This is a genomic window from Vibrio sp. 10N.222.46.A1 (assembly GCF_041473595.1).
Taxonomy (GTDB): domain Bacteria; phylum Pseudomonadota; class Gammaproteobacteria; order Enterobacterales; family Vibrionaceae; genus Vibrio; species Vibrio tasmaniensis_A.
Genome location: NZ_JBFRSN010001825.1, coordinates 1 through 1,057, shown reverse-complemented (window position 1 = coordinate 1,057; position 1,057 = coordinate 1). Strand labels below are relative to the sequence as shown.

The following is a 1,057-nucleotide window of genomic DNA, read 5'->3' as shown; positions in this document are numbered from 1 at the left end:
ATTATATCTAACGATCGATTCTAAGTTTTTCTTTAATTGAAATAGCTTACTTAAACGACTCCACTCGCCATTTTTGTGAATCCTATACGATGACATAGATTCATCAATATAGTGAATCGGACCAAGTTCCGACATCAATGTTAATAAGAGCCAGTCGCCAGGATTTTCCCTAAAGAAGTCAAAATCTATTTTTTTCATCATATTTATTCGATATAACATCGACGATGTATGAAAATATGCTAGTCCCTTTGTAAAATCGTCAATCGTAAAAGTATTTTTTATACTTTGATTAACAATATATTCGTTGTCGCTTTTGCTTTGGTTTTTAATAACTTTAGTATTGTGTGAACAACCGGCGTGATCAGGTAGTTTTTCCAACATTTCAAACTGTTTTTGTAGCTTATTTTCATCAGTCCAATAATCATCGCCTTCACAAAGAGCAATATATTTAGCACCACTATTAAGGCATCTAGGATAAAGATCATCAATAACAGATTTTCCCCCTGTATTTTTTTCAGGAAGAATCAACTCCAATTTAGAGCCATACCTACGTCGAAGATCAAAACACTTATCTCTCGTACCATCAATCGAACAATCATCTAAAAGAATCAATTTAAATGTAAATGTTGTCTTTTGACTCATGACTGATTCAACAGCTTGTTCAATATAATCTATATGGTTATAAGTACACATCCATACGATTACTAAAGGAGGATTATTCATTATAACTCCATGAAAAACAGTTATTATAGATACGTCTTCCCATTGAACATAAGAACGTCTATGATCGAAAGATTACTGACAAACTCATTAGAAAACTGGTCATAGACCAAAGATTTGTTCTCCATAAATCTTAGTTCAATATTGTTATTTAAGAATGCACCTCCAGCATAGAGGTCCCTCCCACCGAGTGCATTTATATATACACTAGCACATTCCTTTTGGCATATGTCGATTATTCTATCTTGCCCTTTTAACTGGGAGTTATTGTAGCGAGACGAGCTTATAACGAACTCTGAATTAATATCTAAGTGTTTAGAAATATTAACTATGCTAT

General features: G+C 32.8%; 2 protein-coding genes. Both read right to left on the bottom strand.

What is annotated here, in order from left to right:
- Positions 1-723 (bottom strand): glycosyltransferase family 2 protein (locus AB4496_RS29490; protein WP_372133686.1); only part of this gene is annotated, 723 nt, incomplete at its 3' end.
- 23 nt (positions 724-746) lie between these two features.
- Complete coding sequence (locus AB4496_RS29485) at positions 747-1,043, bottom strand: WbqC family protein (RefSeq protein ID WP_372133688.1); 297 nt, start codon at positions 1,041-1,043, stop codon at positions 747-749.
- Between the last annotated feature and the right edge of the window lie 14 nt (positions 1,044-1,057).